The sequence below is a fragment of the Candidatus Nitrosarchaeum limnium BG20 genome (genome assembly GCF_000241145.1).
Lineage (GTDB): Archaea > Thermoproteota > Nitrososphaeria > Nitrososphaerales > Nitrosopumilaceae > Nitrosarchaeum > Nitrosarchaeum limnae.
Genome location: NZ_AHJG01000267.1, coordinates 1 through 23378, shown reverse-complemented (window position 1 = coordinate 23378; position 23378 = coordinate 1). Strand labels below are relative to the sequence as shown.

Sequence of the window (23378 nt, the reverse complement as noted above, 5' to 3'; positions counted from 1 at the left end):
GGAAAAATTGCAGCTGAAGTAAGAGAAATGGTAAGAGAGAAAAATTGGGTTGGAAAAACAGTTTATGAGATTTGTGAAGAAGTAGAAAGTCAAATTATAAAACGAGGTGCAAAATGTGCATTTCCGGTAAATGCAAGTATCAATGAAATTGCAGCTCACTATACGGCTGAACCAAATGATCCAATAGTTATCAAAGAATCAGATTTGGTAAAAATTGATCTTGGAGCACAAATTAATGGGTATATTGCAGATACGGCAGTAACAGTTTGTCAAGATGCTGAATATGAAGGACTAATCAGGACCGCCGAGGAAGCACTTGGAAATGCAATGTCAATGATAAAAGTGGGTGTCAAAGCAAGCGATATAGGAAGAACTATAGAAAAAACAATAAAACAGAACGGGTACAAACCAATTGCAAATCTTAGCGGTCATTCATTAGAACAGTATACAATACATGCAGGAAGATCTATTCCAAATATCTGGTCAATTGGAGGATTTACTCTAGCAGAAAATACAGCGTATGCATGTGAACCATTTGTAACAACAGAAAAAGGTGGGGGATTTGTAAGGAATGGAAAAATAAAAAACATATTTGCATTAAGTTCAAGAAAAAAAACTAAGAACGAGGAGGCAGATAAACTACTAGATTACATTTGGGAGAAATTCAATATGCTACCTTTTGCATTAAGATGGATTACAAAAGAATGGGAAGAGAAGAAAGCTAGAGAATTATTAGAACATCTTATTTCTAAAAAATCTGTTCAAGCATATCCAGTATTAATTGAGATAAATGAACAGAAAGTAGCGCAGGCAGAACATACGTTTATTCCAAATGAAAACGGGGTAACAGTTACAACTATTTCTCAATAGATTCGCCAAAGATTTTTTCTATCATAGTAATTCCATTACAAGAATCACATTTGGTGGTTTCAGCAAAAAGAAAATCACCCTCTTTAAATTTTCTTTTTCTTTCAAAACCACATTGCTTGCACTTTTCTAAAGTATATGCAATAGTAATTTTCTCTTTTGAGAACATCATTGCTGCACACCCATTGTATTTCCTACTCCAATTAACAAAATGGTTTGACCAGGTTTTGTGTTATCATCAATCATTTCATAAATTTGTGAGCGTACATTTTCAGCCTTGTCTGCTATTTCTTTGGTCATCAAAGTAATTGCTTCTTTTACTGATTGTTTTACAACAATTGCAAAAATAGGAATATTATTTTTTGTTGCAATGTCTTCTATTTGAAATCGTTCAGTTCCAATACCACCTATCGCTGCACCGAATCCTTGTGCAGTGGTTGCAGACTCCTCACCTTCCATTTTCAGAGATGCATCTACCATAATTATCATATCAGGTCTGTCTTTTGAGACAATTTTCTCAACTGCATCTCCAGGTCTTCCAACAGTAGAGGCAGGTCCTTCAGCTTTTAACAAAAGCAATTTTCTTTCAGAATAATCAGTCATCCCAAGAACAGTTTGAAATGCAATCGATTCTTTTTTTGTATCAAGCATCATTTTGCCTACAACCATAGGCCCAATCCCATCACCAATTGGCTGACATGTTTTAAATGCTGGAATTGCTTTTTGCATTGCCTCAGCCTCTTCTAGTAAAAAGGGCATGATCATTTGAAGCGGTAAAATTAATGGATAGTTATTTTGTTTTTTGGCAGTCAAATACATGTGATTAATTACTTTGTAAATCATTTGAAGTGAAGTAGCAATTTCTAATAATGTTTGAATCTTACTTAATTCAATATCAGATGTTTGAGGAGATAAAGATCTAACATGCTCTCTAGAATAATCTTCCCGGGCTCTTACAATATGTCTGACTTTACTGACGATTCCATTTGGATCCATATCAACTGGCATTATAGTAAAATAATCTAAAAAACGATCAATTTTTTTTGTAGGATCGTCTTTTGGATTCATATTTTTTTTAATGTAATCAATTAGTTCAGTTCTAGATTGTGTTTTGTATTCATCTAATTTTTTTATCCCCTTTTTTATTTCCCCTGATGTAACAGCTAATTGAATTCTTTGACCATACAATACAAAAATGAAAATAGGAAGAATCCAAATTAGCATCATGATAGGATTGGATTGATCATTTGTTCCAAATAGCTGATCAAAATCAATATTCGTAAAATCCAATAAAATCAAAGCAAGGTAGATCCAAATTAAATCATTCGTATAATCTGAACTTGGAATTAAAGTGACCCTCAATAAATTATAAAAAATATCTACTCGAAGGTGAAAAAATGGCGAGTGCTTTTATTATAGTTAAGATAGAAAAAACCTGAATATGCCACAGACAAAGCCTATTGTAAGCGTAGAGAATGTTGTAGCATCTGCTTCTGTAGATCAGAAGATGGACCTAAATGAAATAACACGAACATTTCCAGATGTAGAATATCATCCAGATCAATTTCCAGGTTTGGTTTTCAGACTAAAGAGTCCAAAGACAGCCACGTTGATTTTCACATCAGGAAAAATGGTGTGCACAGGTTCAAAATCTGAAGAAATGGCAAGAAAAGCAGTAAAAACGGTTGTACAAAAACTACGAAAAGGTGGAATTAAAGTAAAAAAAGATGCAACAGTGGAAATTCAAAACATAGTCGCGTCCATCAACCTAGGTGGAAAAATCCATCTTGAGCAGGCTGCTAGAACACTTCCTAGAAGCATGTATGAGCCAGAGCAATTTCCAGGATTAATTCACAGAATGTTAGATCCAAAAACAGTCATTTTGTTATTCTCTTCTGGAAAACTTGTATGCACTGGGGCTAAAAAGGAACCAGACGTATACAGATCTGTAAATAATTTACATGCATTATTAGAAGAAAAAAACTTGATGATCTACGACTAGTCGTAGATTAGATTTATTTTCTAATTATTTTATAGGACTACCTAATGGAATGTCTTCATTTACAGTTAACCAAAATGGTTTGTCATCAACGTCAGCTGCTAAAAGCATAGCATTTGATTCTACTCCTGCCATAGTTTTAGGTTCTAGATTTGCAAGAACAATTACAGTTTTTCCAACTATATCTTCAGGGTTGTAATACTGAGCACCACCAATTATTACATTCCGTTGTTCATTACCAAGATCAATTACCCCTTTGATGATTCTAGTCTTACCTGGAATTGGTTCCGTAGAAACTATTTTTGCTACACGTATATCCAATTTTGCAAAATCATCATATGACACATAAGACATAACAATTACTAATTTATCTGCTTAAAATGAATTTCGAAATTTTACATTAGAGATTTTTTATCTATACCGCTTGTTTCAATCTCATACTTTAATGCGGCGGGAAGCTCAATGTATTTTTTATTTACTAATTCAATTATTTGATCATCTGGGACATTTACTATTTTTAGTAACTTACCACGTTGATGAGCATAGGCATTTTTCCAAAATCCTGCTCCGTCAAATGTTCCAATTTTTGGCATATATCGTGAAGGTTTCATTTTTAGGGTAATTGACTGTGACGGAAGTTTGGCAATTGCCGTTAGAACTGGAGTTACTGTTCTGGATTTTAGGCATGTTGCCCATCACAGTCGATATAATATCCAATAGGAATCTAATATATTTAATGCGAAATTAACGACTAAAAGATGGCAGAAATCGAAGTTTCAGTGGAAATCAATGCCTCAATAGACAAAGTTTGGGAAATAGTATCAGATTTGGATATGGAACCAGAATTCTGGAAAGGGACAAAAGAGGTAAGAAATATTTCAAAAAATGGAAACTATGTCACTAGAGAAGTAACAATAGCATTCAGAGATCAAAAATGCATGCAAGAAATAAAGATAGAACCTAAAGAAAAGATAGAAATTAAATTTACAAAAGGAATCATAGACGGAACCAAAATTATTACTTTAACTTCCATAGACGAAAAAACCATCTTGAAAGCTAAATGGGATATCAAACTTACAGGTATGATGGGAATGTTCACAGGGGTCATAAAAAAGCATATTGAAAATGGGACAATACAAGCATTACAAAAAATCAAAGAGCAAACAGAGAGATAATATTCATGGATTTGTTTTTAGATGTTTTGAATTATACCTTAAGCGCAATTTTAATCGGAGTAACTTTAGCTTGGATATTTTTAATCAAATCCATGATAGATTCGGTAAGATTAACACCACACCTAGATGAATTTGAAAGAAAAGATCATCATAATCCAAAAGTTTCAATAATTTTACCTGCAAGAAATGAAGAAGAATTTATTGAGAAATGTTTAGATTCACTAATTGATCAGGATTATTCAAACTATGAAATTATTGTAATAGATGACTCATCGGATGATTCAACAAATAAAATCATTTCAGAATATGCAAAAAAACATTCCAAAATAATACCTGTTAATGCCAGATCAAAACCAGATGGGTGGATGGGAAAAAATTGGGCATGTATGGAGGGATTTAAAATGGCAACAGGTGAACTTTTGTTATTTACTGATGCAGATACTAAACATTCAAAGAATGTAATTTCTCTTGCAGTGTCAAATTTACTTTCTTCAAAGTTAGATGCATTATCAGCAATCCCAAAAATGCGGGTGATGGACTTTTGGACTGGAATTACACTTCCCATGATTTCAGTATTTCTCCACACTAGATTTTCTGCAATTAGGGTAAATGATCCTGCAAAGAAGACAGCATACTTTTTTGGCAGTTTTTTCATTATCAAAAGAGAAACTTACGAGGCAGTTGGAATGCATGAGGGTGTCAAGCACGAGATTATTGAAGACGGCGCACTTGGAAAAAAAGTCAAGGAGGCAGGTCATAAAATGAAAATTGTCAGAGGGGACAACCTAATTGAGGCAATTTGGGCAAGAGACAGAATCACGTTACTAAATGCGTTAAAGAGGTTAATGATTCCATTATACCTTCAAAGTGGAAAAATTGCAATAGGCATATTTTTTGCAGTATTGTTTTTACTTTTTATGCCATTTCCAATTCTAGCTTATTCGATAATAGGAATATCAAGTGAGGGATCATTTTCAATTTTGTTGGCAGTGTCCATAATTGCATCAGTTATGATTTATTTGGGAGCAATAATCGAAGTCAAAAAGCTATTAAAATTAAAAATAATTAATGTGTTTTTTGCACCAATTGGCAGTTTTGTGGTAGTACTAGGATTTTTGAAAGGATTACTTCATGCAAAAAACAACACAGTTTCTTGGAGAGGAAGAGAGTATTTCATGAAGGACCATATTCAAAATTCAATTAATGTATAGCAATGCTTTTAGATAGAAAATCAAGTAGCGATTTTGAATGAGTAAATCAGAAATGTTAGTTGGAGCAGCAATAGGCGCTTCAGTAGTTGCAGTAATTTTTGCAATAATTCTGATATCACCTGCTGCAATAACAAAATCTGAGATTAATACAAGTGACAAATCAATCCCAAGTGTTACTCAAACAGCCCCAGCATATTCAACAAATCTTTCGTTAATTGATATTTTTGAAAAATCAGAGCCAGGAGTGGTAAGAGTGAACGTTCAAAGAACTGATCAATCAAATGGAACAAGCGGACTTGGCTCTGGTTTTGTTTTTGATAAAAAAGGAGACATTATTACAAATGCTCATGTTGTAAAAAATGCAAAAAATATAGTTGTCACATTTCTTGACGGCAGATCATATAATGCAGATTTAATCGGTTCAGATGAATTTACAGATATTGCAGTAATCAAGGTTAACGCAGACCTAACACGATTACATCCGTTATCATTAGGAGATTCATCTAGTCTTAAAGTTGGAGAGTCAATTGCAGCGATTGGAAACCCATTTGGATTATCAGGTTCTATGACATCGGGAATTGTAAGTCAACTAGGCAGACTCTTACCATCGGGATCTGGGTATTCCATCCCAGATGTAATTCAAACAGATGCAGCAATTAATCCAGGAAATTCAGGAGGACCACTATTGAATATGCGTGGAGAAATTGTTGGAATTAACACAGCTATTCAATCCACTACAGGGGAATTTACAGGGGTTGGGTTTGCAGTTCCATCGCAAACTATTGCAAAGATCGTTCCAAGTCTAATACAAGACGGAAAATATCATCATCCATGGATTGGAATTACAGGCAGAGACATAGAACCAGATTTGGCTAAAGTTTTAAAGCTAAATGATGCCGTAGGATTTCTAATCGTTTCAGTTATCGATGATAGTCCTGCAGCAAAAGCAGGATTACATGGGTCAAATGAAACTGTTCAAGTTGATGGATTGAATTATCAAATTGGAGGTGACATTATTTTATCAGTAGATGGAAAGCAAGTCAGAAAGATTGACGATATTTTAGTACACCTACAAAGGGCAAAATCAGTTGGTGATGAAATGGTTTTAGAGATTTTACGTGATGGTAGAACTACAAACATTACAATTACCTTGGAAGAAAGACCAAATGGAAATTAAAACAATACAAGAATAAATACTCTAAACAAGCACAACAACTATTGAACAAACTTGTGTTAAGCTCTGAGAGTTTAAACAATGTTTTAGAGGATAAAATAATCTCCAGAGATGAAATAATACAAATATACAAAAATTCAGAAAATAATCCCAAAGAGTTATTTTCTGCAGCTCAAATGTTGAGAAAAAAATTCAAAAAAGATTCTGTGACATTTTCAAAAAAAGCATTTTTCAATATTGTAAATTTATGTAAAGACACTTGTTCTTATTGCACATACAAAGCAGAACCGGGAGAAGAAAAAATATCATTAATGTCAAAACAAGAGATAAAACAACTACTATCCCTTGCAAAAAAATACAGATGTGTGGAAGCCTTGTTTGTAACTGGCGAGGCTCCTGAACAAAGATATCAAGAAGCTCGAGATTGGCTAAAATCTAACGGATTCAAATCAACTGCAGAATATCTAGTTCATGCCTCAGAATTAGCAATAGAAGCAGGGTTGTTCCCTCATACTAATGCAGGAAATTTAGAAAAAGAGGATCTAAAAGAATTACAAAAAACTAATGTTTCAATGGGCATAATGTTAGAAAATGTCAGCGACCGATTAACAAAAAAAGGAATGCCGCATTATTTGGCATCAAGTAAGCGACCAAAGGCTCGACTGGAAGTTCTAGAAAATACAGGCAAATTAGGAATACCCATGACAACAGGGATACTAATAGGAATTGGAGAAACACCGATTGAGATCATAGATTCAATTTTTGCAATAAAAAAATTGCAAGAAAAATATGGGAATATACAAGAAGTGATTGTTCAGAATTTTCAGCCAAAACATGACACCTTAATGAGCAATGCTCCACCAACAGATGAAAATTATTTCAAAAGAATTGTTGCCTTAACAAGAATAATTATGCCAAAAATGAATATTCAGATTCCTCCAAATTTATCTCCAAAGTCATATCAGAGTTTTTTAACACTTGGAATAAATGACTGGGGTGGAATTTCTCCATTGACTCCAGATTATGTCAATCCAGAATTTTCTTGGCCAGAAATCAAAAAAATTGAAAAAAATTCAAATGATGCAGGATTTGAATTAAAATGCAGATTTCCAACGTATCCAGAATTTTTTTCATTTATTAGCAAAGAGTTAAGAGGTAAGATGAAAAGTATTGAAGATGAGGAAGGGTTGGTAAAGCAGGAGTATTGGAAATGAGCATTAACTTAGACAGATTACTAAAAAATTCAGATCCGGTTGTTTCTGACATTTTAAACAAGGCATTATCAGACAAAGAAATATCATCTTCAGAAGGATTAAGACTGTATAACACTACAGGAATAGATTTTCATCTTGTAGGACTTGTGGCAGATGAAATTAGAAGAAGGCGAGTTGGCGATATTGTCACATATGTTGTAAACAGAAACATCAATTTTACCAATGTATGCATCAAGCAATGCGGGTTTTGTGCATTTAGTAGAGATTTTAGAGAAGAAGAGGGATATTTTCTTCCAACAGAGGAGATAGTTAGACGAGCAAAAGAAGCTTACCAACTGGGAGCAACTGAAGTATGCATACAGGCAGGACTTCCTCCAGATATGGATGGTAATTTGTATGAGAATATTTGTAAGGATATTAAAAAAGAAATTCCAGATATTCACATTCATGGATTCTCGCCTGAAGAAGTACTATACGGAGCATCAAGATCAAATACAACAATTAGAGAATATTTGAAAAGGCTCAAAGAGGCAGGTGTAAACACACTACCAGGAACTGCAGCTGAAATATTAGATCAAAAATTAAGAGACAAAATATCTCCGGGAAGAATTAGTGTCAAAGACTGGATAGAGGTAATTAAAACAGCTCATAGTATAGGAATCAACACTACATCAACTATGATGTTTGGACATATTGAAACGCCTGAAGACAGAGTAAACCATATTGCAAAAATAAGAGAGATTCAAAAAGAAACAGATGGATTTACGGAATTTGTCCCACTTAATTTTATCTATAGTGAAGCTCCAATGTATAAACATCAAACACATGATCAAATAAGACAGGGTGCAAGTGGAAATGATGTCTTGCTAACACATGCAATTGCAAGAATCATGTTGAATAATTACATAGACAATATCCAAATGTCATGGGTAAAAGAAGGTCAAAAAATGTCACAATTGCTGTTAATGTGGGGAGCCAATGATTTTGGTGGAACATTAATCAATGAAAGTATTTCAACATCAGCTGGTTCCAATCATGGTCAGCTAATAAAACCAAAAGAAATTAGAAGACTGTCAAAAGAAATTGGAAGAACTCCTGCAGAAAGAAATACGCATTATAAAATATTAAAAAAGTTTGACAAAGATAATGACGTAGAAGATGAATTAGATAAGATATCAGATTCATCAAAATTTGGGTCATATGCAGAATTAATTAAAATCAATAAATTCAGATACAAAAATCCTAGAGCATAGTAATTATCCAAATAATCATTATTAGAAAAAGAGGCAATTCATTTTATACAAAAATGTAATGTAGCGATCTGAAATTTAATCAGAAAAGTAGGGTTAACAAAAATACCTTTCTGAATAAACAGGCATGAAATAAGGTGTAAAAAAACTATCTAGATTGATCAACAAAGCTCGAGTTTAACATTAATAAGGTAATGTACCGTACCATACGGTATGATGCGAGCAAGACTAACATACATACCTGTAGAAGTAGCAGATCAGTTTGAAGATTTTATTATAAAACGAGATGTCCAAATACTTGATGCAGTAAAAGCTAGAACAAAAGATTACAGTACACTATCCCTTCTAAAACTACTGTATCAACTTAGAGGGAACCCAATGACGTTTTCAGATTTGTATACAAAATCAAAGATAAGAATGAAAAGATCATTTCTTAATTATTTGCACCTTTGTGTAGATTACAACTTTATACAAAAAGAAGCAGTCGGAGCAAATGTGATCTATTCCATAACTGACAAAGGAAGAGTAATGTTGAATCTGTTTATTCATAAAAGTAATTAGACAGAGTAATCGACAAAAATAATGCAAAAGGAGTTTCCAGAAGCAGAAATATTTGAGACAAAAAAAATAGAACTCAACAGTCCCATAATATTTGCAGGATTTGTGGGAGCAGGTCTAGTAGGACCACTAGCAGTAAACCACATTATCGAAGAATTAAAAATGGAAGAGATAGGATTTATGAGATCAAAATATCTCCCGCCATCAACAGTTTTTAGAAACGGAATGTTACGTCATCCTTTTAGAGTATATGCAAATAAAAAAGGCACAATATGTACAATAATTTGTGAAATCACATTAAGAATGGAAGGAATCTATTCAATTGTCTCAGCAATTCTAGATTGGAGTGACAAACATGGTTCAAAAGAAATGGTAATCTTAGATGGAATACCAAGTGATGAACATGATGGTAAAGCATACTGTGCCGCAAGAGAAGATCTGGTAAGAACAATGGCAGACAAAGACATCAGTGCGATTCCACAAGGATTCATCACAGGAATTCCTGGAGGAATTTTAAACGAATGTATTGTAAGAAAAATTCAAGGAATAGTATTACTGGCAAAGGCAAACAAGACACTACCAGATCCTGAAGCTGCTGCAACATTGATTGAGGCATTAAATAGATTTTATGAGATGCAAATTGATACGACAGATTTGGAGAAAGAAAAAGAAAGGATCAATTCGGAGTTTGGGGAACTATCTCAGAAATATGTTAAACATAGAGAAGAATTTGCTGGCATGTACATGTAAGGAGTAGGCAAATTCTTTTATTCACAGCAAATACGCATGAAACTATGGCCTTAACCTACAAAAAAGCAGGTGTAGACATTACAAAAATCAAGCAAAGTCAGGCAGCAATAGGAAGGCTGATTGAATCCACCCATAAACTCCAAAAAATGGCAAAAATAACTCATGGTTTTGGGCATTATGCCGGAATAGTAGAAATTCCAGGAGGAAAACTATTAGCCACACATACAGATGGGGTGGGAACTAAAGTAGTAATTGCAAATTTAATGAAAAAATACGATACGATCGGAATAGACTGTGTTGCAATGAATGTAAATGATATAATATGTATTGGTGCAACCCCTGTTTCATTTGTAGATTACATCGCAGCAAACAAAAATGATCAAGTGATTTTTAAAAAAATTGTAGAGGGGTTAGTAAAAGGTGCAAAAAAATCAGCGATGCCGATTGTAGGAGGTGAAACTGCAATAATGCCAGATGTTATTACAGGAAAAGGATTTTCATTTGATTTAGCAGGAATGGTGGTAGGTCTTGTCACAAAAAAAGAAATCGTGCTCGGAAATAAAATAAAGTCAGGAGATATAATTATTGGAGCAAAAAGTAGTGGTATTCACTCAAATGGATATTCACTTGCAAGAAAAGCATTATTATCAAAATATTCTGTAAAAGATAAAGTCAAAAAAGTTGGAAGAATTGGGAATGCGCTTCTCACGCCAACGGAAATTTATGTAAAACCAGTTTTAGAAATTAATCAAAAATGCAAAATTAATGGATTTGCCCACATAACAGGTGGAGCATTTACAAAATTATTGAGATTAAAAAACATAGGATTCAACATTGATAACCTACCAAAAATTCCTCCAATTATGGAATTAATAGCAGAGCAAGGGGTAAAACAAGAAGAGATGTACAAGACATTTAACATGGGAGTGGGGTTTTGCGTCATAGCGCCAAAAGATCAAGGAGATAAGATCAAATCAATTTTCAAAAAACATAAAATCGAAAGTCAGGAAATAGGACAGATAATATCAAAGAAGGGGGTTTTTGTGAACTCTATTAAAATCACATAATTATTCAAATACGAAAAAATTTTCGACCAAATATCGCCTTATATTAGCAATTATTGAAGTTAAACTGAGAGAAAAGTGGCAGCAGAAGCAGAGTTTATTCAAACAATTATTGGAGTAGGGATTTTATTATTTGCAGCAAAATTAATGGCAGAGCTATTTCTTAGGCTCAAACTCCCTATTGTGTTGGGAGAATTAATTGCAGGTATAGTAATTGGACCTTTTGCATTAGGGGCATATATTATCGGAACTGATGGATTACCTCTACTTCACATAAATAATGAGATCAGAGTTCTTGGCGAAATGGGAGCAATCGTGATTTTGTTTATGGCAGGGTTAGAAATGACGCCAAAAGAATTTCTCAAAGGTGGGAAAGCATCATTTACAGTTGCAATATTGGGGGTAGTGATACCGTTTTTTGCAGGGTTGGTAGCTTTTCAGATGTTTGGTTTTGATGCATTGCAATCAATGCTTATTGCAACAGCACTTACGGCAACAAGTATTGCAATTTCAATTCAAGTATTAAGTGAATTTGGAAAATTAAAAACTCCAGAAGCTCGTTTGATTATAGGTGCTGCAGTAGTTGACGACATTTTGGCAATAGCAGTTCTTTCTGTTGTAACATCAATTGCCGGAGGTGATGGCGGAGTAGCAAACATAGACATTATGGATGTAACAATTACAATTCTCCAAGTATTGGGATTCTTTGCAATAATGCTCCTAGCTGCTGTTGTAGTTATGCCAAGAATAATCACACCAAGATTATGGAAGGCAAAAGGCAGTGTGGAAGGAATTGCAACTGCGTCATTTTTTGGAGCAGCAGCTCTTGCAGGGTCTATTGGGCTCTCACCAATCGTGGGAGCATTTGCAGTAGGTATGGCACTTTCTACAACCAAAGTATTTGAAAAAGTTGAGGGATATGTCAGACAAATTGGTTTAATCTTTGCACCATTATTTTTTGCAATTATCGGTGCACAGGTAGACCTCAGAGCTGTAAATTTAGAAATCTTAGCTTTAAGCGGAGTAGTCATCATAATTGCAATTGTTACAAAACTTGGTGGATGTGGATTACCTGCAATGTATTTTTTGAAAAGCAAAGCTCAGGGGATGAGAGTCGGAATTGGAATGATCTCCAGAGGGGAAGTAGGGTTGATTGTCGCAGGAGTTGGAATATCAACAGGTGTTTTAACTTCAAATGTTTATTCAACCATTGTAATCATGGTAGCAGCTACAACTATCATTACGCCAATTTGGTTAAAGATGGAATATAAAAAAGAGCTAAAAAAGAGCACTGAATCATCAGAAGAAAAATAGTAGGGACAATCAGCACCGTCAGGTATATTTGAACACAGGAATGGTATTTAATGGATTTATGCAGAATTCAATACAAGTATGAATAAGTTAGAACCGATATTTGCTAAAGCATGTACCGAAATCACACAAAATCTTTTAACAATAAATGAACCAACTAAAAAACAAGTTAAAGAAGAGATTAAGAAAATATGCGCAAAATATGCTCTTGAAAGAATTCCAAGGAATCATGAAATTCTCTCGACAGTAAAAAATGCAGATTTTACTAAATTACAAAAAGTTTTGTTAAAAAAACCAATCAAAACAGCTTCAGGAGTATCAATAATTGCACTAATGCCTAAGCCTTATGCGTGTCCGCATGGGAGATGTACTTACTGTCCTGGAGGGATTGAGTACAATTCGCCTAATAGTTACACAGGAAAAGAACCATCAACACTTAATGCAATTGAGAATGCATTTGATCCAAAACTCCAAATCACAACAAAAATTGAAAAACTAGTTGCGTTTGGTCATGATCCATCAAAAATGGAGATAGTGATCGTAGGTGGAACATTTCTGTTTATGCCAAAAGATTACCAAGAGAATTTTATCAAATCTTGTTATGATGCATTAAATGGAGTTGATTCAAAGAATCTAGAAGAAGCCAAGTCAAACAATGAACATGCAAAAATAAGAAATGTTGGATTTACAATTGAAACAAAACCTGACTACTGTAAACAAAAACATGTTGATATGATGTTAGATTACGGAATTACCAGAATAGAGATAGGAGTGCAATCATTACAAGAAAGAGTTTACAAAATTGTCAACAGAGGACATGATTACAACGATGTCGTTGAATCATTTCAAATTTCAAAAGATGCAGGATATAAAATAGTGGCACATATGATGCCAGGACTGCCTACTATGACTCCAGAAGGAGACATTGAAGATTTCAAAAAGTTGTTTGAAGATACTAGTCTCAAACCAGACATGTTAAAGATCTATCCTTCACTTGTAATTGAAAATACACCACTCTATGATGAATACAAACGTAAAGAGTACACACCATATTCAGATGAAGATATGATAAGAGTTTTAACAGAAGTTAAGAAAAATATTCCAAAATGGGTTCGAATTATGAGAGTACAAAGAGAGATATCATCAAATGAGATCATAGCAGGACCAAAATCAGGAAATCTAAGACAGATGGTGCATCAAAATTTAAGCAATCAAGGAATTTCATGCAAATGTATCAGATGCAGAGAAGCAGGGTTGTCAACCAAAAAGGCACCTACAGCAGAACCAAAATTAACTAGAATTGATTATGAATCGTCTGGTGGTAATGAAGTATTTTTGTCATACGAGGACACAAATGATTCAATTTATGGATTTTTGAGATTGAGAAAACCAAGTATTCTTGCACATAGAAAAGAGATTGGCAGAGATTCATGCATAGTAAGGGAATTACACGTGTATGGAAAATCATTAAAGATCGGAGAGAAAGGAGAGAAAGAAATTCAACATTCTGGGTTTGGAAAAAACCTTATGAAAGAGGCTGAAAAAATTTCCAAAGAAGAGTTTGATTCAAAAAAATTATTAGTCATAAGTGCTGTTGGAACAAGAGAGTATTATCAAAAATTAGGGTATTCGTTATATGGACCATATATGACAAAATCATTGAATTAGGAAAAAGAAATGTCAGAACAAGAAATTTTTGGAAAAGGAACATGGATTGACAAACTTGCACATGAATTAATAGAACGTGAAAAGACATTAGGTCGAAACTTAGATCTTATAAGAGTTGAAAGTGGGTTAGGGGCATCGGGAGTACCGCATATCGGAAGTTTAGGGGATGCAGTAAGAGCATATGGAGTCAAACTTGCTTTAGAGAATTTTGGATATAAATCAGAACTCATTGCATATTCAGATGATTTAGATGGATTAAGAAAAATTCCAGAGGGGTTTCCTAATTCGTTAGAAGAACATTTGGCAAAACCAGTATCATTAATTCCAGATCCATTTGGATGTCATGATTCCTATGGAATGCATATGAGTAGCATTCTTTTGGATGGCCTTGACAAAATGGGAATAAAATATGAATTCAGAAGAGCAAGAGATACATACAAAAATGGATTATTAAAAGACCAAATTCACACAATTTTGCAGAACAGTTCCAAGATTGGTGATAAAATTTCAGAACTTGTAGGTCAAGAAAAATTTCAAAAATTCCTTCCATATTTTCCAGTTTGTTCAAACTGTAATAGATTGTATACCGCAGAAGCGTTTGAGTATCTTGCAGAGGAAAAGAAAGTAAGATACAAGTGTCATGATGCAGAGATTGGCTCCAAAATGATCAAAGGATGCAACCATGATGGCGAAGCAGACATTACCAAAGACTTGGGAAAACTAGCTTGGAAAGTAGAATTTGCTGCAAGATGGGCTGCATTTGACATTAGATTTGAAGCATATGGAAAAGACATCATGGATTCAGTAAAAGTAAATGATTGGGTATCAGATGAAATTTTGAACTTTCCTCATCCACATCATGTCAAATATGAAATGTTTTTGGATAAAGGAGGAAAAAAGATTTCAAAATCATTAGGCAATGTGGTAACAGGACAGAGATGGTTAGAATTTGGAAGCCCAAAATCAATACTATTACTTTTGTATAAAAGAATCACAGGAGCAAGGGAGTTAGGATTAGAAGATATTCCATCATTAATGAACGAGTATAATGAGTTAGAAGACATATTTTTTGGAAAGATCAAAGTAGATAATCAAGCCAAATTAATAAAATCAAAGGGACTCTATGAATATGTAAATTTACTGAATCCACCTAAAGAACCAAAAATTCATGTAAATTACAGATTATTAGTGGAGTTAGGGAAAATGTTCAAAGAAGACAGATCTGAAAGAGTAATGAAAAAATTACTAGATTACGGAGTAATCAAAAATCCAGACCAAGAAATAGAAAAACTAATTGAGATGGCAGGAAAATTTGCCGATGAATTTGATCAGCAAGAGAAAATTGAAATCAATATGGATGAACCTATAAAAAAAGTGTTAAAATTACTAGTGGATGCACTCAATGAAGAAAAAGAACCAGAAGACATTCAAAATGTAATATATCAAATTGCGAAATCAAATAATGTAGAACCAAGAGATTTCTTCAAAATATTATATCAGATAATTCTAGGTACTTCAAGAGGACCAAAAATAGGTCCACTGATCACAGACATAGGAAGAAAGAAGATAGCCAAAACAGTTTCAGAATACATCTAAGAAATGCCTCATAACGAACATAATAAGACAAGAGGGGGCGGAAGTTTTACAATGATAATTATTGGTGCAATGTTATTGATTTTAGCACCAAACATAAATCAAGACCATCCAGAATTAGGAATAGTTTCATTCGTAGGAGGGGCCATTGTTGGAGGAATCGGATTTTACTTTAAGTTCATCAGGTCAAAAGTGAAAATCTAAAGAAACGTTCATCTTTTGGGAAATTTTGTGATAATTATGGGTCTATTTGGAAAGAAAAAAGAGCAATCAAATGACACTAAATCTGAAAAAAGCGAAGAGATCATTTTAAAAGAATCACTTGAAACAGAAGTGGAAAGTTTACAAAATGATTTCAGGACAAAACAAGATGAAATTGAAAACATTACTAAAAAACTACATGATGTAAAAGAAGAGTATGACATAGCAACAAGCAATTTGATGTCAGTAAAAAAAGAGATAAATCAAAAAAAGATGGAACTAGATACAATATACTTAGAGTATAATGATATCAAGTTAAAATTAAGTGATGTAAATGAAAAATTCAACAAAAATAAAAAATCGATAGAAGATCTTGAAAAAGTAGAATCAAATCTATCAAAAAAGAAACAAGATCTTGAAAAAACTACAAAAGAGTACAATGAAATTAATGATAAGGTCATTGAAGAACAATCAGCTTTGCATGAAATACGTGCACAACAAATTCAGGCACAAAAAGATCTGGAGGCAATCACTTCAAGATTGTACAATGCAAGACAAGAGGAAAAAAACATTCAAAATAACGATGGTGAAACAAGCGTTTTCACATCTAAGGAAAAAGAATTCATAGCAGGTGCAGACAAGAAAGAGATGAAAGGAGTTATTGAAGCAGCAAGTGTCGTAGTGGGTTCATTAAAATCAAAACTAAGTATGGCAGAAAAAGAGATAGAAACAGTTCAAGTATTACTAGAAAAAGAAAGAAAAGAACATGAACAAACTAAAAATGAACTTGAGAGATTAAAAGAGAAACTAGAACAAAATTAATGCAAAAAACAAGTTAAAACAAAACTAATTTTCAAACTATCGCATAAAATCTACGGCATATAATGAGAAGAAGAAGAATGTAACTCCACCACCAAGTACAGCAATCCAACTAATTATTTTTTTAATTGTAGACATCATTAACAATAACTACAAAGACATTATTGAATCTACTTAATTATTAATTCCAAATTCTGAAAATGTATAATTAATCTGTGAATTATTTGAAAAGATTTTAGAAAAGAGTTAGCCGTAGATTAGGCAGTGTTCACATTCACAATTTTCCTGTTGCTTTAATTTTGCCAAACATTTTTTGTGTTGACCAGCCTGACATTGAACACAAACCTGATCTATATTATCAACACTGGTGTATTTTTTTGATTGATCAAAACCAAATCCACCATCTTGAGGACCTACCATGTATACACTATATTAAAGCAGTATTTCTACTTCACTAAGAAAGTGCTTTTTCAATAGAATTTTTCAAGTCTGTTCTGTATGTTTCTATTACTCCTCTTATTTCAAAAATATCAACAAATCCACCTGCTGATGCCCGTGTTGCTTTTAGAAGATAGTGTAAAGTACCCTCTTCAATTTTACCTACATAATATCCATAAAGAAAATCTACAGAATTTTCACATTTCCAAATTTTTTTGACATTTGGAAAAGTTTGGTGAATTTCAGAAGGTATTTCTCTTATCCGTAGTTTGACATAATCATCTACAGATTTTCTTATTGATGAATCATGTAACATGTAAGAAACTAGACCTAACTTGTTTTTTAGTCATTATTTTTATCCTTGTTTTTTTCTGAATTGGGTTTATCCCACATATGCATAGTTCCACGAATCATAAAAGAGCCTACTATGATTGCAACAAGGCCTCCAACAATAAATACAAAAAAATGTCCGATACTTTTGATGTTAGCCAACGCATACAATAAGACTCATGTATAATTATAATTGTCTGTAATGTGGATTATACGATAAAAGAGACTAAGCATATGAACTGTAAAAATAAAAAAATAGGATGTTACCATGATAATTCAATTCATTTTGAGGGGAATGGCCGGTGTCTAGTAAAAGGGTGTAAATGTGAAAAATACACAGAAAAACAACAGTAAACAATTAGCAGATTATAGCAGGGATAGTTTTTTTTCCAATTCTTGAATTTCTTTTTGAAACATTTCAGATTTATTTTGAGCGAATTGTTTTTTTGCTTGAATTATTTCAGATAATGCATTTTTATAATTAGGGTCATTTTCTTTAAGCACACTACACGAATCAAGTGATGTTAAATGTCCCGTAACAGTAGCCATTGACCCTTTTTGATGAAATTTTACAATTCCTCCAAATGCTTCTATTAACATATATCCAGATTCAGATTTACATTTGTAAGTCACTCTACCAGTTTCTGTATTAAATAACTGAGTTATACCACCCGGCATTTTTGTAACAGTTACAGTCATAAAACATTAAAGAAGTATACAGTATTAATTATTTTAGGATTTTAAATTAAAAGATCTATTTTTTTGATTTCAAAGCTTTTGCTATTACGGAATAGTCTTTCATCGGGACAATTTTTACTGTACTAAGAGAAGATATGCCAACTGCAATACAAAGTTGTTCTATGTCATGTGCACTTTTGGCATCTAAAATTATTATCCACTCATGCTCTAAAACAGACATGTAAAATCCAACAACTTTTAAAATTTGGTATTTTTTCATATTTGATTTAATTTTACTTTCCAAATTTAGAAAAACTTTCTTGCTTGCAGCACTATTTAGAGGACATGATTCAGGACTGTGTATTGCAAAGACACCAAATAGCATAAAGATTCTACAAGTACAATATTTATAAACTTTAAAAATTAAAAATCGAAAAAAATTAGTTCTTACTTGCCATGCTTCCTAAAATTTTATCAATCTCGTGGATAGCAATCTTATCACGTCCGATCAATTCAAATTTTTGCAAAATTGTTTCGAATTTCTTTTCTTCTTCTACCTGTTCATTAACAAACCAATCAAGAAAGGTATGTGTGGAATGGTCTTTTTCTTTTTGAGCGATTTCAACTATACTGTAAATGGCTTTTGTAACTAATTGTTCATTGTTTAGCGCAGCTCGAATAATCGATTCTAAGGATTTAAACGAGTTTGCAGGGGATTTAGTGGCAGGAATTGTGGCAGAACCTCCAATATCATTAAGATAATGAACAAATTTTAGCATGTGAGTTCGCTCTTCATCAGATTGTGAATAGAAGAAATTTGCAGCACCACAATAACCGGCATTTTCACACCAAGATGCCATAGCAAGATAACTATTAGATGCATTTGCCTCAAGAACAATTTGATCATTTAATGCTTTTTTGGTATTTTGTGATATGTTCATTTTAATTAAATTTGATTAATTTTTCTCTATTAAAAAGTATTAGATTTTTTTAAAAAACAGTCACTTGTATGATCGTTTACCATACCTACAGCTTGCATGAAGGCATAACAAATTGTAGGACCAACAAAATTAAATCCATATTTTTTCAAATCATCACTCATTTTTTTGGAAATATCCGTGGATGCAGGTATGTCAGAAAGTCTTTTGAAATTGTTGGTTATTGTTGTATGATTTACAAACCCCCAAATGTATTTATCAAATGAGCCAAACTCCTTTTGAATTTTTATAAAAAGTTTAGCGTTATTGATTGCAGAGTTGATTTTCAATTTATTACGAATTATTTCAGAATTATTTAGTAAATTTTCTATATGCTGTGCAGTATACTTTGACACCTTATCGGGATCAAAGTCAGAGAATGCTTTTCTATATCCTTCTCTTCGTTTAAGAATAGTAGTCCAAGTTAAGCCAGCCTGAGCTCCTTCTAAAATCAAAAATTCAAATAATTTACGATCATCGTGTTGAGGTTTACCCCATTCATTATCATGATATTCAATGTTAAGATCATCTTTTGCCCATTCGCATCTAGTTTTCATATAACTCCATTTTGTTTAACATAAAATAATAGTTACTAGATGAAAAATAGAACATGAAAGTCAATCAGCAATTACTTCAAATTAATAGGAATTTTATAATTTGTTTTATAGTTTCAGCTTCACTTTCAGCAGTTGTTGCTCAATCATTATTAGGATATGAAAATCATCTTACAACAACAATTACAATAATAACAGGATACGTGGTGTATTTTGGAATTTTTTCAGTTTTGTTTTATTTGGATAATAAAAACAGATACAAGCAAATGAGTTCAAGTTTAATTAAAAAAGAGATTTTAAGCATGATTTCATCGTTTGGAGTAGGCGAAATAATCTATCTTGGAATCAGATGGCCATCTTTGTATTATTTTCTTGAGATTAACATAGAGCCATACATTGCATCATTGGTGTCAGAAATAATTGCAACTGCATGTTATATGATTGCGGTAACTATTTTTTTAAGAAAAACAAAAACATTCTAAAAAACACATTATTTCAAATTAGAATCTAAAAATTCAAGTGTTTTTTGCCATGCATCTTGAGACTCTTCAGGAGCGTAATTGAGACCAGATGGGTTTGCAAAAGCATGATCAACCCCAGGATAAATTATTATTTCATTTTGAATTCCTAGTTGGTTTAATGAATTTTCAAAATCATGAACAGTGTTTGTAGTAATTCCTTTATCTAATTCAGCAAAGATTCCTAAAACTGGCCAATGAATTACAGAAAGAGAGTCAGAATCAGTTACAAGACTACCATAATAAATCACAGTTGCATTAAGAGATGGGTTATTCAACGCCAAATTGAGTGATTGACCTCCTCCAAAACACCATCCAATAGAACCAATGCTTTCAGGAGAATAGTTATCATCAAGGTAAGATATTGCTGAATCCATATTCTGAACTCCATTATCTTTATCAAATGAAGTCACAAGTTGTCTTGCTTCTTCAGAAGTTGTAGCTACATGTCCACCATAAAGATCAACTGCAAGTACAACATACCCATGAGATGCCAATTTTTTTGCCATGTCTTTGATGTTATTATTTAATCCCCACCATTCATGAATCATGATTACGCCTGGAAAAGATTCATCAGACACAGGTCTTGCCAAATAACCAGAATTAGATTCAGAATAATTAACAGTGTCAGTCTGTACATCATATTTTCCCATCGTAAAAATTTCAGAGTTGTTATTCTCATCAGAATAAGTTAAAACATGAATTGCCCAACCACGTTGAATTAATTTTTCAACACTAGATAATTTAATACATTTTGGAGAACCGTTGGATTGTTTTAATACTAATTGAAAACCATCGGCACAAACTACATCGACATGATGTCCTTGTTTTAGTTGTTTCAAAGGAGGTAATTCTGCGTTTATTGACATAATTGGAAGTGAAGAAATAATGAAAATCGCAATTAAGGGTATGAGAATTCTTGAAGTATTAAGCATCGTAGTTTTGATAAGTCTCTGAAATTTAAGTAAAGCGGGCTCGGTCGGATTTGAACCGACGACCTAACGCTCCGCAAGCGTTCGCACTATCCAAGCTGTGCAACGAGTCCAGTAAAGAGAGTGATGGATTTAGGCTTAATTTGGCTTGCGATTTTTTTCACAAAAAAACATCTAATCTAACAAAATAAAATCCAAAAAAATTGAGCTCATGATAAAAATTCTTGGTAATAATATATTTCAATGATGACAAATCATAACCAATAGTGGATTATTCACAAAAAGAACACTACGAAAAACTCCAAGATGAATACAAAAAATTAATGTCCGAATATGAAGAACTTGCTGAAAATAAAGCAGATAGTAATGAGGTTAATAAAAAATTAGATGAGCTAACAGAAAAACATGAAGAGATTAACAAAGAGTTTTCAAAAATAACAGACGATAAAAAAGAAAATAGTCATAAAATAAATTAAATTTTAAATTAAAGAAAAATTATGCTTCTTTTTCTGCTTTGTTAACATAGACGTAATTCATTATTAGAGCAGCAATGATTCCTCCCAGAATTGGTGCTGCCCAATACATCCAGTGGAATTCCCAAAAACCAGAAATTAATGCAGGGCCAAATGTTCTTGCAGGATTTACAGATGCTCCAGTCAGCGGAACAGCAACTAGGTGAATTAAAAATACCATGCCACCAATTGATAATCCATGTAGTCCTGGAGATGCTTTTTTATGTACAGCTGTCATGAAAATCACCAATACTAAAAAGAATGTCAAAATTGCTTCAATTGCAAAACCAGAGCTAATACTATTATTGATAAGATCACTTGGTCCACCTTGAGTTCCGAAATTTACTTTAGCACCAAGTTCAGGTAATATCACTTTAAGAGTAGCTGCTGCTGCAATTGCACCAATTAATTGTGAAATAATATATCCAACACCATCAACAATTCCAATCTTTTTAGTGATCATCATAGGAATTGTCACAGCTGGATTAATGTGAGCACCAGATACATGACCAAATGCATAGACCATTAAAGCAATAGCACCACCATGTGCAAGAGAAATAAACAAAACAGATTGAGTTGTAAGAGTTTCACCAAACGATGAAATTGCCAAAATTACAGAAAGAGGACCAAAAAAGACTAACCCATATGTTGCTATTGCTTCAGCAAGATATGCTCTTGGATTTACCATTATGCGAAATCCAATTCAATTTCCATATAAAACATTCGGAGTCGACACGTTACATTACAAAGTCAAAAAGTAATTAACCATAGAATGAAGATTAAAAACATGATAGGCGAAGGAGATACAGTCCCAAAATTTGAAGCAAGGGATTCAAACGGTAATAATGTAAAATCTAGTGACTTTAAGGGCAAAAAACATGTAATTTACTTTTATCCAAAAGATTTCACACCTGGCTGTACAGTAGAAGCAGACGAATTTTCAAAAGATTATAAAAGATTCCAAAAAGAAGGGATAGAGATCATCGGAGTTAGTCCTGATGACGTTGATTCACATAAAAAATTCTGTGATAAAATGGGAATAAAATATCCACTTCTGGCAGATGTAGACAAGACATTATCAAAACAATTTGGAGTCTGGGGTAAAAAACAATTTATGGGAAAAGAGTACATGGGAGTTAATAGAAGTACATTTTTGGTCGATGAAAAAGGAAAAATTTTCAAAGTATACCCCAAGGTAAAACCAGCAGGACATGCAAAAGAAGTATTAGATGATTTTTTAAAATTAAATTAAAAAAATAAGTAAAAGAAAAAGGATAGAAAATTAAAATCCTTTTGGTAATGTGCCTCTAGAAGTCTTTGGTTGCTCAGGAGGAGTTGGTTTTGGTTCAAATCCTTTTGGTAATGCACTATGAGTTGCATTAGTTCGAGATTTAACAGCATCTTCAACTGCTTCTTGATATGATTGTTCATCTTCTATTCTTTGTTGTTCAATTCTTTTTAGATAATCGCGCTCATATTCTTCTAACTGCTCTTTTCTAGATTTTTCAGAATTGCCAGAGTTTGATGAAACTTGTTGTTGCTCTGCACCTTTTGGCAATGTGCCTTTTGGTTTTGTAACCTCAGA

31 protein-coding genes, 1 tRNA gene and 1 pseudogene are annotated in these 23378 nt (G+C 33.0%); 18 read left to right on the top strand and 15 right to left on the bottom strand.

Annotated features, from left to right (window positions below):
* The coding region (gene map, locus BG20_RS09520; RefSeq protein WP_010194476.1) for a type II methionyl aminopeptidase at positions 1-870 on the top strand (870 nt) is incomplete at its 5' end.
* Here map and BG20_RS09515 read toward each other — a convergent pair.
* Complete coding sequence (locus BG20_RS09515; RefSeq protein WP_010194475.1) at positions 857-1039, bottom strand: hypothetical protein; 183 nt, start codon at positions 1037-1039, stop codon at positions 857-859. The two genes, map and BG20_RS09515, sit on opposite strands and share 14 nt — an antisense overlap.
* Positions 1036-2157 carry a DUF1512 domain-containing protein gene (locus tag BG20_RS09510; protein WP_010194473.1) on the bottom strand — a complete coding sequence of 374 codons (1122 nt, stop codon included), beginning with the start codon at positions 2155-2157 and terminating at the stop codon, positions 1036-1038. The genes BG20_RS09515 and BG20_RS09510 overlap by 4 nt, the downstream gene beginning before the upstream one ends.
* A 151-nt stretch (positions 2158-2308) precedes the next feature.
* Here BG20_RS09510 and BG20_RS09505 point away from each other — a divergent pair, with 151 nt between their 5' ends.
* Positions 2309-2869, top strand: a complete 561-nt coding sequence (locus BG20_RS09505) for a TATA-box-binding protein (RefSeq protein WP_007401319.1) — start codon at positions 2309-2311, stop codon at positions 2867-2869.
* A 24-nt stretch (positions 2870-2893) separates the two neighbouring features.
* Here the strand turns inward: BG20_RS09505 and BG20_RS09500 are convergent, their stop codons facing one another.
* Positions 2894-3220 carry a tRNA-binding protein gene (locus BG20_RS09500; RefSeq protein ID WP_048097203.1) on the bottom strand — a complete coding sequence of 109 codons (327 nt, stop codon included), beginning with the start codon at positions 3218-3220 and terminating at the stop codon, positions 2894-2896.
* Positions 3221-3261: 41 nt separating this feature from the next.
* On the bottom strand, positions 3262-3477 hold the full coding sequence (locus BG20_RS09495) for a hypothetical protein (RefSeq protein ID WP_007401317.1): 216 nt from the start codon (positions 3475-3477) through the stop codon (positions 3262-3264).
* 147 nt (positions 3478-3624) lie between these two features.
* Between BG20_RS09495 and BG20_RS09490 the strand changes: the two genes are divergently transcribed.
* From BG20_RS09490 to BG20_RS09430, 13 genes are all read left to right on the top strand, one after another.
* Positions 3625-4041, top strand: a complete 417-nt coding sequence (locus BG20_RS09490; protein WP_007401316.1) for a type II toxin-antitoxin system RatA family toxin — start codon at positions 3625-3627, stop codon at positions 4039-4041.
* 5 nt (positions 4042-4046) lie between these two features.
* Positions 4047-5252, top strand: coding sequence for a glycosyltransferase family 2 protein (locus BG20_RS09485; protein ID WP_010194463.1), 1206 nt, complete (start codon positions 4047-4049; stop codon positions 5250-5252).
* 37 nt (positions 5253-5289) lie between these two features.
* Entirely contained in the window at positions 5290-6429 is a 1140-nt protein-coding gene (locus BG20_RS09480; RefSeq protein ID WP_010194460.1) for a S1C family serine protease, read from the top strand.
* Positions 6430-6470: 41 nt separating this feature from the next.
* Positions 6471-7640: a 7,8-didemethyl-8-hydroxy-5-deazariboflavin synthase subunit CofG gene (gene cofG / locus BG20_RS09475; protein WP_048097202.1), complete on the top strand. Its 1170-nt coding sequence runs from the start codon at positions 6471-6473 to the stop codon at positions 7638-7640.
* Positions 7637-8893: a 5-amino-6-(D-ribitylamino)uracil--L-tyrosine 4-hydroxyphenyl transferase CofH gene (gene cofH, locus BG20_RS09470; RefSeq protein WP_048097201.1), complete on the top strand. Its 1257-nt coding sequence runs from the start codon at positions 7637-7639 to the stop codon at positions 8891-8893. Before cofG ends, cofH begins: the two co-directional genes overlap by 4 nt.
* Before the next feature lie 210 nt (positions 8894-9103).
* Positions 9104-9451: a helix-turn-helix domain-containing protein gene (locus tag BG20_RS09465; protein WP_010194453.1), complete on the top strand. Its 348-nt coding sequence runs from the start codon at positions 9104-9106 to the stop codon at positions 9449-9451.
* Positions 9452-9472: 21 nt separating this feature from the next.
* Complete coding sequence (locus BG20_RS09460) at positions 9473-10198, top strand: proteasome assembly chaperone family protein (protein ID WP_010194451.1); 726 nt, start codon at positions 9473-9475, stop codon at positions 10196-10198.
* Between the two features lie 44 nt (positions 10199-10242).
* On the top strand, positions 10243-11265 hold the full coding sequence (gene purM / locus BG20_RS09455) for a phosphoribosylformylglycinamidine cyclo-ligase (protein WP_010194449.1): 1023 nt from the start codon (positions 10243-10245) through the stop codon (positions 11263-11265).
* 75 nt (positions 11266-11340) lie between these two features.
* Positions 11341-12576 carry a cation:proton antiporter gene (locus BG20_RS09450; RefSeq protein ID WP_010194444.1) on the top strand — a complete coding sequence of 412 codons (1236 nt, stop codon included), beginning with the start codon at positions 11341-11343 and terminating at the stop codon, positions 12574-12576.
* Between the two features lie 78 nt (positions 12577-12654).
* Positions 12655-14241, top strand: coding sequence for an elongator complex protein 3 (locus tag BG20_RS09445; RefSeq protein ID WP_010194442.1), 1587 nt, complete (start codon positions 12655-12657; stop codon positions 14239-14241).
* 9 nt (positions 14242-14250) lie between these two features.
* Positions 14251-15837, top strand: a complete 1587-nt coding sequence (gene lysS, locus BG20_RS09440) for a lysine--tRNA ligase (RefSeq protein WP_010194440.1) — start codon at positions 14251-14253, stop codon at positions 15835-15837.
* Between the two features lie 3 nt (positions 15838-15840).
* Positions 15841-16038 carry a hypothetical protein gene (locus tag BG20_RS09435; protein WP_010194438.1) on the top strand — a complete coding sequence of 66 codons (198 nt, stop codon included), beginning with the start codon at positions 15841-15843 and terminating at the stop codon, positions 16036-16038.
* A 36-nt stretch (positions 16039-16074) separates the two neighbouring features.
* On the top strand, positions 16075-16857 hold the full coding sequence (locus tag BG20_RS09430) for a coiled-coil domain-containing protein (RefSeq protein ID WP_010194436.1): 783 nt from the start codon (positions 16075-16077) through the stop codon (positions 16855-16857).
* A gap of 243 nt (positions 16858-17100) precedes the next feature.
* Here the strand turns inward: BG20_RS09430 and BG20_RS12790 are convergent, their stop codons facing one another.
* The 7 genes from BG20_RS12790 to BG20_RS09405 all read right to left on the bottom strand — a co-directional run bounded on the left by BG20_RS12790 (position 17101) and on the right by BG20_RS09405 (position 19834).
* Complete coding sequence (locus tag BG20_RS12790) at positions 17101-17274, bottom strand: hypothetical protein (protein ID WP_007401303.1); 174 nt, start codon at positions 17272-17274, stop codon at positions 17101-17103.
* A gap of 34 nt (positions 17275-17308) precedes the next feature.
* Positions 17309-17608: a hypothetical protein gene (locus BG20_RS09425; protein WP_007401302.1), complete on the bottom strand. Its 300-nt coding sequence runs from the start codon at positions 17606-17608 to the stop codon at positions 17309-17311.
* A 26-nt stretch (positions 17609-17634) separates the two neighbouring features.
* The gene (locus BG20_RS12785; protein ID WP_193353043.1) at positions 17635-17784 is read right to left on the bottom strand and encodes a hypothetical protein; all 150 of its coding nucleotides are present in this window, start codon (positions 17782-17784) and stop codon (positions 17635-17637) included.
* Between the two features lie 204 nt (positions 17785-17988).
* Positions 17989-18321, bottom strand: a complete 333-nt coding sequence (locus BG20_RS09420) for a hypothetical protein (RefSeq protein ID WP_010194431.1) — start codon at positions 18319-18321, stop codon at positions 17989-17991.
* 55 nt (positions 18322-18376) lie between these two features.
* A complete protein-coding gene (locus BG20_RS09415; RefSeq protein WP_010194429.1) occupies positions 18377-18685 on the bottom strand; it encodes a hypothetical protein in 309 nt (102 codons plus the stop codon).
* Positions 18686-18740: 55 nt separating this feature from the next.
* Entirely contained in the window at positions 18741-19241 is a 501-nt protein-coding gene (locus BG20_RS09410) for a ferritin (protein ID WP_010194427.1), read from the bottom strand.
* A 29-nt stretch (positions 19242-19270) separates the two neighbouring features.
* A complete protein-coding gene (locus BG20_RS09405) occupies positions 19271-19834 on the bottom strand; it encodes a DNA-3-methyladenine glycosylase I (protein WP_010194424.1) in 564 nt (187 codons plus the stop codon).
* Between the two features lie 53 nt (positions 19835-19887).
* On the opposite strand from BG20_RS09405, the gene BG20_RS09400 reads away from it, so the two are divergent.
* Positions 19888-20313 (top strand): hypothetical protein, encoded by a 426-nt coding sequence (locus BG20_RS09400; RefSeq protein WP_010194421.1) that lies wholly within the window; start codon positions 19888-19890, stop codon positions 20311-20313.
* 8 nt (positions 20314-20321) lie between these two features.
* Here the strand turns inward: BG20_RS09400 and BG20_RS09395 are convergent, their stop codons facing one another.
* Positions 20322-21284, bottom strand: coding sequence for a dienelactone hydrolase family protein (locus tag BG20_RS09395; protein ID WP_010194419.1), 963 nt, complete (start codon positions 21282-21284; stop codon positions 20322-20324).
* A gap of 35 nt (positions 21285-21319) precedes the next feature.
* Positions 21320-21394: transfer RNA gene (locus tag BG20_RS09390), tRNA-Arg, on the bottom strand.
* A 153-nt stretch (positions 21395-21547) separates the two neighbouring features.
* Between BG20_RS09390 and BG20_RS09385 the strand changes: the two genes are divergently transcribed.
* Entirely contained in the window at positions 21548-21757 is a 210-nt protein-coding gene (locus BG20_RS09385; protein WP_010194416.1) for a hypothetical protein, read from the top strand.
* Positions 21758-21776: 19 nt separating this feature from the next.
* On the opposite strand, the gene BG20_RS09380 is transcribed toward BG20_RS09385, so the two are convergent.
* Positions 21777-22481 (bottom strand): MIP/aquaporin family protein, encoded by a 705-nt coding sequence (locus BG20_RS09380; RefSeq protein ID WP_010194415.1) that lies wholly within the window; start codon positions 22479-22481, stop codon positions 21777-21779.
* A 99-nt stretch (positions 22482-22580) separates the two neighbouring features.
* On the opposite strand from BG20_RS09380, the gene bcp reads away from it, so the two are divergent.
* Positions 22581-23045: a thioredoxin-dependent thiol peroxidase gene (gene bcp / locus BG20_RS09375; RefSeq protein WP_048097205.1), complete on the top strand. Its 465-nt coding sequence runs from the start codon at positions 22581-22583 to the stop codon at positions 23043-23045.
* A gap of 30 nt (positions 23046-23075) precedes the next feature.
* Here the strand turns inward: bcp and BG20_RS09370 are convergent.
* Positions 23076-23378, bottom strand: a pseudogene (locus BG20_RS09370) (trans-sialidase); the annotation flags it as partial.

What these genes read in the sequence shown, in the direction of transcription:
- BG20_RS09500 (WP_048097203.1), bottom strand. Translation starts at nt 3,220, where the DNA reads ATGTCTTATGTGTCATATGATGATTTTGCAAAATTGGATATACGTGTA.
- purM (WP_010194449.1), top strand. Translation starts at nt 10,243, where the DNA reads ATGGCCTTAACCTACAAAAAAGCAGGTGTAGACATTACAAAAATCAAG.
- BG20_RS09505 (WP_007401319.1), top strand. Translation starts at nt 2,309, where the DNA reads ATGCCACAGACAAAGCCTATTGTAAGCGTAGAGAATGTTGTAGCATCT.
- BG20_RS09395 (WP_010194419.1), bottom strand. Translation starts at nt 21,284, where the DNA reads ATGCTTAATACTTCAAGAATTCTCATACCCTTAATTGCGATTTTCATT.
- BG20_RS09405 (WP_010194424.1), bottom strand. Translation starts at nt 19,834, where the DNA reads ATGAAAACTAGATGCGAATGGGCAAAAGATGATCTTAACATTGAATAT.
- BG20_RS09415 (WP_010194429.1), bottom strand. Translation starts at nt 18,685, where the DNA reads ATGCTATTTGGTGTCTTTGCAATACACAGTCCTGAATCATGTCCTCTA.
- BG20_RS09420 (WP_010194431.1), bottom strand. Translation starts at nt 18,321, where the DNA reads ATGACTGTAACTGTTACAAAAATGCCGGGTGGTATAACTCAGTTATTT.
- BG20_RS09490 (WP_007401316.1), top strand. Translation starts at nt 3,625, where the DNA reads ATGGCAGAAATCGAAGTTTCAGTGGAAATCAATGCCTCAATAGACAAA.
- BG20_RS09435 (WP_010194438.1), top strand. Translation starts at nt 15,841, where the DNA reads ATGCCTCATAACGAACATAATAAGACAAGAGGGGGCGGAAGTTTTACA.
- BG20_RS09425 (WP_007401302.1), bottom strand. Translation starts at nt 17,608, where the DNA reads ATGTTACATGATTCATCAATAAGAAAATCTGTAGATGATTATGTCAAA.
- BG20_RS09445 (WP_010194442.1), top strand. Translation starts at nt 12,655, where the DNA reads ATGAATAAGTTAGAACCGATATTTGCTAAAGCATGTACCGAAATCACA.
- BG20_RS09495 (WP_007401317.1), bottom strand. Translation starts at nt 3,477, where the DNA reads ATGAAACCTTCACGATATATGCCAAAAATTGGAACATTTGACGGAGCA.
- BG20_RS09400 (WP_010194421.1), top strand. Translation starts at nt 19,888, where the DNA reads ATGAAAGTCAATCAGCAATTACTTCAAATTAATAGGAATTTTATAATT.
- BG20_RS09465 (WP_010194453.1), top strand. Translation starts at nt 9,104, where the DNA reads ATGATGCGAGCAAGACTAACATACATACCTGTAGAAGTAGCAGATCAG.
- BG20_RS09480 (WP_010194460.1), top strand. Translation starts at nt 5,290, where the DNA reads ATGAGTAAATCAGAAATGTTAGTTGGAGCAGCAATAGGCGCTTCAGTA.
- BG20_RS09460 (WP_010194451.1), top strand. Translation starts at nt 9,473, where the DNA reads ATGCAAAAGGAGTTTCCAGAAGCAGAAATATTTGAGACAAAAAAAATA.
- lysS (WP_010194440.1), top strand. Translation starts at nt 14,251, where the DNA reads ATGTCAGAACAAGAAATTTTTGGAAAAGGAACATGGATTGACAAACTT.
- BG20_RS09430 (WP_010194436.1), top strand. Translation starts at nt 16,075, where the DNA reads ATGGGTCTATTTGGAAAGAAAAAAGAGCAATCAAATGACACTAAATCT.
- BG20_RS09380 (WP_010194415.1), bottom strand. Translation starts at nt 22,481, where the DNA reads ATGGTAAATCCAAGAGCATATCTTGCTGAAGCAATAGCAACATATGGG.
- BG20_RS09410 (WP_010194427.1), bottom strand. Translation starts at nt 19,241, where the DNA reads ATGAACATATCACAAAATACCAAAAAAGCATTAAATGATCAAATTGTT.
- BG20_RS12790 (WP_007401303.1), bottom strand. Translation starts at nt 17,274, where the DNA reads ATGGTAGGTCCTCAAGATGGTGGATTTGGTTTTGATCAATCAAAAAAA.
- cofH (WP_048097201.1), top strand. Translation starts at nt 7,637, where the DNA reads ATGAGCATTAACTTAGACAGATTACTAAAAAATTCAGATCCGGTTGTT.
- BG20_RS09515 (WP_010194475.1), bottom strand. Translation starts at nt 1,039, where the DNA reads ATGATGTTCTCAAAAGAGAAAATTACTATTGCATATACTTTAGAAAAG.
- bcp (WP_048097205.1), top strand. Translation starts at nt 22,581, where the DNA reads ATGATAGGCGAAGGAGATACAGTCCCAAAATTTGAAGCAAGGGATTCA.
- BG20_RS09485 (WP_010194463.1), top strand. Translation starts at nt 4,047, where the DNA reads ATGGATTTGTTTTTAGATGTTTTGAATTATACCTTAAGCGCAATTTTA.